Source organism: Massilia pseudoviolaceinigra, assembly GCF_030846505.1.
GTDB lineage: Bacteria > Pseudomonadota > Gammaproteobacteria > Burkholderiales > Burkholderiaceae_D > Telluria_A > Telluria_A violaceinigra.
Genome location: NZ_JAVCWL010000008.1, coordinates 140,804 through 151,049, shown reverse-complemented (window position 1 = coordinate 151,049; position 10,246 = coordinate 140,804). Strand labels below are relative to the sequence as shown.

At 70.4% G+C, this 10,246-nt stretch carries 2 protein-coding genes; both read left to right on the top strand.

Annotated elements, in window-relative coordinates; all coding sequences use genetic code 11:
• Nucleotides 1-4 precede the first annotated feature (4 nt).
• A complete protein-coding gene (locus RBA40_RS10130; protein ID WP_306647783.1) occupies nt 5-406 on the top strand; it encodes a DUF6960 family protein in 402 nt (133 codons plus the stop codon).
• Nucleotides 403-10,221 (top strand): Tc toxin subunit A-related protein, encoded by a 9,819-nt coding sequence (locus RBA40_RS10125; protein WP_306647782.1) that lies wholly within the window; start codon nt 403-405, stop codon nt 10,219-10,221. The genes RBA40_RS10130 and RBA40_RS10125 overlap by 4 nt, the downstream gene beginning before the upstream one ends.
• The last annotated feature ends 25 nt before the right edge of the window (nt 10,222-10,246 follow it).

Sequence of the window (10,246 nt, the reverse complement as noted above, 5' to 3'; positions counted from 1 at the left end):
CACGATGCCGCCACGCCCTTCGCGCTTCGCGCTGTATAACTGGTTTCCGGAAGACGGAGCGGACCTGGTCCATCCGGACGACCTGGCCGCCTTCGCCGCGATGGGACCACCGGCCACCGTATTCGGGGTGGGGGCCGACGCCGCCGGCTGGGTGCTGCTCGATGCCGGCCAGGCCAGCTTCCGCGTACGCGCCGACCTGTTGCGGCCGCTGCCGGCGCCACGCTACTGGGTGGGCGACACGGTCCGGTTCATCAAATCCGGCGTGCCGCAGCGCGGCATCGTGGCGCGGGTCGGCTGGCATTTCAAGGAGGCGGCGCCGATGTACTACGTGAGCCAGGACGGCAAGCGCCTCAAGAAGACCTATCACGAGCAAGACCTTTCCCCCATCAACGCGGAGTCACCATGAACGAGTCCATCGCTTACGTCACCAGTATCGGCGTAGCCGATGCCGGCCAGGTCGCGCGCCTGCAGCAGGCCTTGCGCGCGCTGCGCTTTCCGATCGCCGACGCCGAAATGAGCGCCGGCGTGGCCGGTCCCAGCACGGTCGCGGCGATTCGCGCGGTCGAGCGCGGGGCGAAGCTGCGCATCGATACCCGCATGGTGCTGGGCGCGGCGGCGGCCGGCGAGATCAACCGCCGCCTGGAGGCGGCCGGCTTGGCGCTCAACACCGACGGCAAGGCCGCCGACCTGCTGTACGTCGAAGGCACCGTACGCGGCTCGGACGGGGTGCCGGTGGCCGCCATCGAAGTGCGCGTCTACGACCAGGATTTGCGGGTGCGCCAGATGCTGGGCAGCGTGCATACCGACCATGAAGGCAACTACCTGATTCCCTACGACGGCGCCGCCTTCGCCCGCGCCGAGAAAGGCTACGCCGACATCGTGGTGCAGGTGGGCGAACCGAAGGCCGAGACGCCGCTGTACGAAAGCGCCATCCTGTTCAACGCCCCGGCGCACCTGGTCCATGATGTGCGCCTCGCTACGCGCGGCCCCTCGCTGTTCCGGCGCCTGATGGCGGCGCTGGCGCCGCTGGCCGAACAGCAGGAAGTACGGATCGAGGAAATCGACGAAAACGCCCGCTTTCGCGACGTCAGCTTCCTGGCCGGCGAAACCGGCTTCGCGCCGTCCGAAATCGCCGCGCTGGCGGTGGCCGCGCGGCTGGCGCGCGATACCAAATTCGAGCACCACATGCTGTTCGCGCTGGTGCTGGGCGGCCTGTGGAGCGAGCCCGCCACGGGCGAACACGCCGCACCCGCCGAACTCGATGCGCGCGCCAAAGCCTTGCGCGAGCGCTTCGGCGAAGTCTCGCGGCGCCAGGTCGCCGGGGCCCTGGACAACGCCGCCGAACGCGCCATCATCGCGGCGTCAAAGGACGAAATCGCGCGCTTCGCCGATGCCTTCGCCGACTTTTCCAGCCGCGACGAGCAGGCCAGGCAGCGCCTGGGCATCCCGCTGGCGGCCCTGAACCGGGTGCTGGGCGAACAGGCCGGCGCCGTGCGCCAGCACCTCGACAACGCCACCGACAGCGCCGAATTCCTGCGCCGCCTGCAGGCCGATCCCGAGGTCGCGCCGGAGCTGGTGCGGCGGGTGGAAGGCGTGGTAGCGCTGGGGACAGCCAGCCTGGGCGACACCGACCTGACGCTGCAACTGGCGGAGCAATTGCGCTCGGCCGACGACGTGCGCATGCTGGCCCGCCTCGACGCCGGCGCCTGGCACGAACTGCTGCTCAAGCACAATCCGGACCGCACGCCGCCTGCCTTCATCGCCGCCGCCGGCGGCGACCTGGCCCGCTATGGCGCGCTGCTGGAGGCGCGCTTCGCCCAGTTGTACCCGACCCAGGCCTTCGCCGGCGCGGCCGCGCGCGACCCGAAAGCGGGCCGCGCCACGGCGCAGCTGGAGGCGCTGCTGCGCGAACAGCCCGACGTAGAATTCGCCGACCTCTCGCTGGAGCGCTACTTCGCCAAGCGCGGCGAGGGCAAAGGACGGCAGGCGGCCGCCGTGCTCAAGCCGCTGCAGCGGCTGTACAAGGTCAGCCCGGACTACCCGGCCGTGGCGGTCATGGCGCGCCATGGCTTGCACTCGGCGCAGGCGGTCTACCGGCGCGGCGAGGATGCCATCGTCGCCATGCTGCGCGAGGAAGCCGGCATGAGCGCGCGCGCGGCCCGCCTGGCCTACGCGCGGGCGGCGACCACCGCCGCCGCCAGCCTGCAGGTGGCGGTTGGCCTCGCGGCCGAGGTGCAGGTGGGCGCGTCGATGGTCATGGGCGCGCTGGAGGAGGACGCCAGTTTCCCTGAACTGGCGCCCCTGTTCGCGCTCGGTAACGATTGCGCCTGCGAGGACTGCCGCTCGGTACTCAGTCCGGCGGCCTACCTGGCCGACCTGCTGCTGTTCCTCTTCAACCGCCAGCTCGGCACCGGCCGCAACGCCAAGGACGTGCTGCTGGCGCGCCGTCCGGACCTGGCCTGGATCGACCTCGATTGCGCCAACGCCCACACGCCCCTGCCGTATGTCGACCTGGCGATCGAGGCGATGGAAGAGCTGGTCGCCCCCGACCGCGTCGGCACCCTGGGCGCGGCCCTGCGTCCGACCCTGCCCACCGACAGCGCCGACCACGCGCCGGATGCCGCCGTGGTGGCCGCCTTTGCCGGCTTCGCCGAACCGGTCGCCCTGAGCGCGGCGGCGCGCGTGCGCCAGGTTGGCGCCAGCTGGATCGTGCGCGACGGCCAGCGCCATTTCCGCGTGCCCGATGGCGCCGGACCGCTGGCGGTGCTGGTGCTGCGCAATACCCACGGCAGCGCGCGCGAGCGCGAACTGATGCCCGAATACGCCAACGCCAGCGCGCAGACGGCGCTGGCCGGCATCAGCTACCCATGGACCCTGCCGCTCGACCTGGAAGGGGCCGAAACCGCGCAGGCGCTGTCCAAGCTGGGCATCGAACGGCATCGCCTGATGCGCACCCTGCGCGGCCCCGCGCTGCCCAACAATCCCGCCGAATTCGACATCGCCGCCGCGCGCCTGGGCATCTCGCCGGCGCTGGCCAGCATCCTGGTGACGCCGGCGGCCGATCCGTCGGCCCAATGGGGCGCGGCCAACGTGGCGCAGGCGGTGGCGCGCATGGAGCACGTGCCGGCTTTTCTCGACCTGACCGGCCTGTCCTATGCCGACCTGCTGCGCCTGCTGGCGCTGCCTTACGCGAACAGTGGCGGCGCGCTCGCCATCGCGCACCTGGACGATAGCTGCGACCTGGCGCAAAAGCGCCTGACCGGGCTCGATGCGGCCGTGCTGGACCGGCTGCACCGTTTCCTGCGCCTGACGCGCGCGCTGGCCCTGCCGGCCGCCGACGCCGACCTGCTGGTGCGCCGCTTCGGCGCCGGCGGCGCGCTCGGCGTGCCGCAAGACCTGGTGGCGATCGCGCAGGTGATGGAAGTGCGCAGCGCCCTCGGCGACATTCCGCCCGAGGAAGCGGCGGCCCTGTTCGGACCGATTCCGGCGCAGGACCGCTTCGAGCAGCCGCACCAGATGCCGCTGCCGTCGCTGTATGCGCGCCTGTTCCTCGACCCGCTGGTGCAGCGCCCGCTCGATCCGGCCTTTGCGCTGGACGCGGTCAGCGCGCCGGCGCCCACCGCCCTGCTGGCCGATCACCGGGCGGCGCTCGGCGCGGCCCTGCAGCTGGGCGACGCCGACCTGCAAGCGCTGCTGCCGCTGGCCGGCGCGGCGCTGTCGCTCGACAATCTGTCGCTGCTGTTTCGCCATGCGCGAGTGGCGCGCGCCCTTGGCCTCGGGGTGGCCGAATGGACCGTGTTCGCGCGCCTGGCCGCAAGCGATCCATTCGCCTCGCCGGCCGCCCTGCTGGCCGTGCTCGAGCTGGTCGCGCGCACCCGCGCGCTGGGACTGGACGGCCCCACCCTGGCGCACCTGCTGGAAGCGCGCCTCGATGCCGACGGTGCGCTGGCGGCCGACGCCATCGGCGAAGCGCTGGGCGCGCTGCGCGAGCAACTGCGAACGGTCGATGCCGACACGGCGGCGCCATCGGCCGACGCTGGCCGCGCCACCCTGCTCGCGCGCCTGCGTGAAGGACTGGCGCTGCTCGACCCCGATCCCGAGCGCGCCGCGCTGATCGGCGCCATCGTCGAGCACCGCCTGGTGGCGCGCGCCGAGATCGCGCCGGCGCCGGCGGGCGCCTACACGCCGTCAAGCGCCGTGCTGGCCCTGCCGCTGACGGTGGTCAACGATGGCGCTCGCATGGTGCTCAACTACACCGGCATCCTGTCGCCAGCGGCCAAAACCCTGCTCTCCGGCGTGGCCGGGGCCGGGCCGGTGGCGGCCGACCCGCTCTGGCTGGCGGCGCTGGACACGCTGGAAGCGCAATGGCGCTTGCCGCTGGCCACCGTCTCGACCCGCTACGAAGCGGCGCTGGCCGCCCTGCCCGCCGGACTGGCCTTGCCGCCAGAGTTCAAGCGGCGCGCCCGCTATGTGGCGCGGCGCCACGTGTTCCAGTTCGACGGCGTCATGAGCGCGGCCGAGCGCGACGCGCTGCTGGCCCTCTCGCCGGACCCGGCCTGGGCGGCGGCGCTGGCCGCGCTGTATGCCCAGCCGCGCGCAACGCCCGTGGCAGCGGCCGAACGGCTGGCCGATTTCGCCACGTGGCAGTTCGCCGCCGCCGGCGACGACGAGGCGGCCGCCGACGTCAAGGTACGCGCCAACCTGCAGGCGCTGCTGGCGGTGTTGCTGCCGCGCGCGCGCCGCGCCGCCTCGGAGGAAACCATCACGGCGGCGCTGCAGGCCATCACCGGCCTGGAACGCGACGCCATGCTGGTCCTGCTTGAGCGCATCAACCTGGGTGCGCGCAGCTTGATGGCGGTACTTGGCGACCGGGCCGCCTTCGTCGATCTGGCCGGACCGCTCACGCCCGCCGCCCTGCTGGCGCAATTCCAGGGCGTCGACCTGCTGCACCGCAGCGCCCGCATCGCCACCCTGTTCCTGATGGGCGCGCGCGAGCTCGACCTGGCCATCACGCTGGCCACCTCCGGCAGCGACCTGCTGGCGTTCCAGGCGCTGCCGCTTGCGTACACGGGTGCCGCGCCGGTCGCGCCGCCGCTGGCCCGCCTGGCCGGACTCGGGGAAATCCTGCTGCTCGACCGCAAGAGTGCGCGCAAGCCGCTGCGCCTGCTCGACCTGATGGCGCGCATCCTGGCAGCACCGGGCACGGTCAGCCCGGGCGGCGGGGGCGCCACGCTCGACCTGTACGGCGCGGCCAACAGCGCGCTCGGATGGAACACGGCGGACGTCGCGCCGCTGGCCCAGCCCGGCGCCGGACTCGGGCTAGCCTATCCTGCCGACTTTTTCGCCGCGTCGGGCTGGCTGCGCCTGCAGCGCGCCCTGGGCCAGGTGCTCAAGACCGGCCTCGGTGCGGCCGACGCGCTGCGTCTGGGCCGCGCCGCGCCCGGCAAGGATGAAGCGGCGCTGGCGCGCATGGCCATGCGCGCACGCCTGGGCGAACAGTTCGCCGTCGCGCTGCGCCAGGTCCAGGATCGCTTGCGCACGCTGCGGCGCGACGCCTTGCACGACTACCTGCTGGCCCACGTGCAGCCGGGCGGCGGCACCTTGCCGCCCTCGCCCACGGGAAGCTGGCGCCGGCCGACCGACGTTTTCGCCTACCTGCTGATCGACCCCAAGATGGGCGCCTGCCAGATGACATCGCGCATCGTCCAGGCGACCATCGCGGTCCAGACCTTCGTCGAGCGCTGCCGTCTCGGCTTCGAGCCGGAAGTATCGCCCACCATGGCCAGCGACGCGCGCTGGGACCAGTGGGACTGGATGAAGGCGTACCGGCTGTGGGAAGCGAACCGCAAGGTCTTCCTGTTCCCGGAAAACTGGGTCGAGCCGGAACTACGGCGCGACAAATCCTACGCCTTCAAGGAATTGCAGGACGAGTTGCTGCAGACCGAACTGACCGAAGACAGCGCGCGCGAAGCCTTCCTCAACTATATCGATAAGCTCGACCAGGTGGCCAACCTGGACGTCACCGGTGTCCACTGGGAAGACGGCGGCGGCAGCGGACGCGGCGCCGTGCACGTGGTCGGGCGCACGGCGGGGCAAGAGCCGCATGCCTGGTTCTACCGCCGCTTCGAGCATCCGGCCGAGCGCTGGAGCGCCTGGTCCAAAATTGACCTGGACTTGAAAAGTGCGCCGGTGGTGCCCTTCATGTACGACCGCCGCATCTTTTTGGCGTGGCCCGAATTTCGCGAACAGAAGCCGGCAACCGGGGACACGATCACCATTCCCGGCGCGGGCGGCGGCGGCGCCGCGGAAGTGAAGAATCCTGGCCTGTCGACCGGCGTGGCGCTGTCCGAACTGCGCAACGGCAAATGGTCGCCCAAGAAAGTGGCAGCCCAGTTCCTGCCGACCGCCACCGTGGTCTCGACCTGGGTCCTGCCGCTGCAGGCACGGCTCGCCTGGACCCCGCTCGATCTGCGCAAACTCGATGGCGGCAACTTCTACTTCCATGATCCCGACGCGCGCTACTACTCGGGCCGCGGCGAGTACTACGAGTTTCTGGGCTGCCGCGGCTATCCGGAGCCGACCAGAGGCAGCGTCACGGTCGCCAACGTGACCTTCGTCAACATGCACTTGCAGGCCGCGCGCGACGTCGAGATGGAGACCAACTCGTCGCTGGTCGCGGTGGGCGGCAGCACCTACGGCGCCGGCACCCTGATCCTGGGCGAGACGCCGTCCTGGAAGCGCATCACCTACCCGCACCACATCAACAACTTCGACCTCAATTTTCTGCAGTCGATGCGCCTGCTGGCCATTCTGATGGGCCAGTCGGTGGCGTCCACGCACGGCAACGACCGGCGCCAGTTCGTGCTGACCGGCACGCGGGCACCGTGGATCCTGGCCGACAAGCGCCGCAGCTTTTTCGTCGAACCGGTGTCGGCGCCGCCGGACGGGCGCCTGCTCACCGGCTCCACCCTGCTCGACTGGAGCACCACCGTGGTACGCAGCGTCGGCAGCGCACTGCAACCGCTGGTGCAGCTGATCATCGACTTCATCCTCATGTTCGATCCGAACCGGCGCCTGCGCATGTCGCCCTTTTATCATCCGATGGTGTGCGCCTTGCGCGAAAGGCTGCTCGAAGGCGGCGTGGCGCGGCTGATGGCGCGCCCGACCCAGTTTTTGCGCGGCGAGCTCGATTTCGCGGCCAGCTACCACCCGAACGACGCGGTCGTGCTGCGCGACGACCAGCACGGCAACGCGGTCTACCACCCGCGCGAAGAGGTCGACTTCAGCGCGCGCGGGGCCTATTCGCTGTACAACTGGGAACTGTTTTATCACGCACCCTTCATGGTCGGGACGGAGCTGATGCGGGCCGGCCGGCACGAAGAAGCGATGCGCTGGCTGCGCCATATCTTCGATCCTACCGGCGCCGACGGCAAGGACCCGGTCAGCGGGGTGCCGCTGGCGGCCGGCGACAAGCGGCGCTTCTGGATCACCAAGCCCTTTTTCGAGCGTGAAGCGCCCGGCTATGCGGCCGGCCGCATCGACAGCATCATGCGCCTGCTGGCGGCGCAGCCGGGCGACCCGGGCGTGGACATGGCCGCGCGCGACGAACTGATACGCCAGGTCGCCACCTGGCGCGACCATCCCTTCGACCCGCACCTGATCGCATCGAGCCGTAACATCGCCTACCAGAAGGCCGCCTTCCTGCGCTTCGTCGAAAACCTGGTGGCCTGGGGCGACAAGCTGTTTGCCGCCTCCGACGTCGAAAGCGTGATGGCCGGCGGCGCCCTGTACCTGTATGCCAAGTCATTCATTGGCGAGATGCCCGAGGAAGTGGCGCCGCGCGTGAAACCCGTGGCGCGCACCTATGCCGAGATCGAGCTCGATATCGATGCCTTCGGCAACGCCATGGTGGCGGTGGAAGACCTGCTGCCGGCCCTGCCGCCCATGGGGCCGCCCGAAAGCGGGGCCGCGCCGCCATCCGTGCTGCACTTCTGCATTCCGCGCAACGACAAGCTGCTCTCGATGTGGCGCCTGGTCGACGACCGCGTGCACAAGTACCAGGCGTGCCTCGACCTGCTCGGCCAGCCCCGCAAGACGTCCCTGTTCGCGCCGCCAATCGATCCGGCCGCGGCGATCGCGGCGATGATGGCGGGCGTGTCCGCCGGGGACTTGCTGGCCGACAGCGCCGCGCCGCTGCCGCCCTACCGCTTTGCCACCTATCTGCAAAAAGCCAACGAACTGGCCGCCGACCTCAAGGCGGCCGCCGGCTCGCTGCTGTCGGCGCTGGAGAAAAAGGATGGCGAAGCGTTGGCCCTGCTGCGCCAGAGCCATGAACTCAAGCTGCTCGACGCCACCCGCGCCATCAAGCTGGCCGCCATCGCGGAAGCCGAAAGCACGGTCGCCAACCTGGAAGTGGCGCTGGCCATGGCGCGCCTGCGCAACCAGTTCTACGTCACCCGTACCTTCATGAACGCCGGCGAATCGACCGCGCAGACGATGAGCGCGGCCTCGCTGGTGATCTCGGTCGGCGCCGTGGTGGCCGACACCCTGGGCGGCGTGATGGCGGCGATTCCGAATTTTTCGGCCGGCGCGTCCGGGTTCGGCGGCTCGCCCCACGTGGCGGTGCAGACCGGCGGCATGGCCTTTTCGCGCGCGCTGGAAATGGCGGCCAAGGCGCTCACCCAGACCGCCGGCATCATCGACAAGGGCGCCGGCATGGTGTCCACCGTGGCTGGCTACCAGCGCCGCTTCGAGGACTGGCAGATGCAGGCCAGCGTGACGGCGCGCGAGATCGAACAGGTCGGCATCCAGATCGCCGGCGCCGGCATCCGCGTAGCCAACGCCAGGCGCGAACTGGCCAACCATGAGCAGCAGGTGGACAACGCAAAAGCGGTCGACCAGTTCATGCGCAGCAAATACACCGGCCAGGAGCTGTACAGCTGGCAGGCGGCGGAAATCGGCAAGACTTTTTTCGAGACCTACAAGCTGGCCTACGCGCACGCCAAGCTGGCCGAACGCTGCTACCGTTTCGACCATGGCCTGGCCACCTCGGCGATCATCGGTTTCGGCGCCTGGGACAGCGCGCGCAAGGGCTTGCAATCGGGCGAGCGCCTGCAGCTCGACCTGCGCCGCCTCGATAGCGCCTACCTGGCGGCCAACCGGCGTTGCTTCGAGCTGACCAAGAACGTGTCGGTAGCGCTGGCGGCGCCGCTGGAACTGATCGGCCTGCGGCGCAACGGCCGCTGCGAGATCGAGTTGCCCGAAGAGCTGTTCGACCTGGATTACCCCGGGCACTATTTCCGGCGCATCAAATCGGTCGCCATCTCGATTCCCTGCGTAACGGGCGCCAACACGACCCTGGCCTGCACCCTGCGCCTGCTGCGCAACAGCGTGCGCACCAGCGTGGAATTGCCCGGCGGGGCGGCGGGGTATGCGCGCCGCATGCAGGACGGCATGGCGCTCGACGACGCACGCTTTCGCGACGAGCAGGTACCGGTCAGCGCGATTGCGACCAGCACCGGCCAGAACGACGCGGGCCTGTTCGAGCCGGCTTTGCGCGACGAACGTATCCTGCCGTTCGAGGGCGCAGGCGCGATCAGCCGCTGGTCGATCGAACTGATGGATGATGAAACGCTGCGCGGCTTCGACTACGACAGCATCGCCGATGTCATTTTGCACATCCGCTATACGGCGCGCGAGGAAGCGGGCGCGTTCAGGGCCGCTGCGATGGCCAATCTGCGCGCCCAGCTGGTGGCGGCGCAAAGCCGGCTTGAACTGCGGCGCGTCTTCCGCGTGTCGGCCGATTTCGCCTCCGCCTGGACCGCGCTGCGCAATCCGGCCCCGGGTTCCGCGCCGGAATTGCGTGTGGAGCTGCAGCGCGAGCGCATCATCGGCGGCGACGAGCGGCTGATACGCCTGCGCAATGTGCAGCTGCTGGCGGAGTACCCGCGCCGGCCTGCCGGCAGCGAACCGGATGTGGAATGGGAAGTGGGCGCGCCACCGCTGGCCGCGGCGGCAATCAGTGCGCTGGCGGTGGACCCGGACGACACCCGCTATGCCACCAGCACGGTCAGCGCGTTCGCCCCGGCGGTCCTGGGCGCGGGCGGCGCCCAGTGGCGCTTCCGTTTCCGCGACAATGGGGCCGATTTCGAGGCGTTCGACCCGGCCACGTTCACGGAGCTGTATCTGGTGGTGGGATACACCGTGCAGGCAGTAGCCTGAGGTGGCGCAGCGGCCGCCGGCCCGG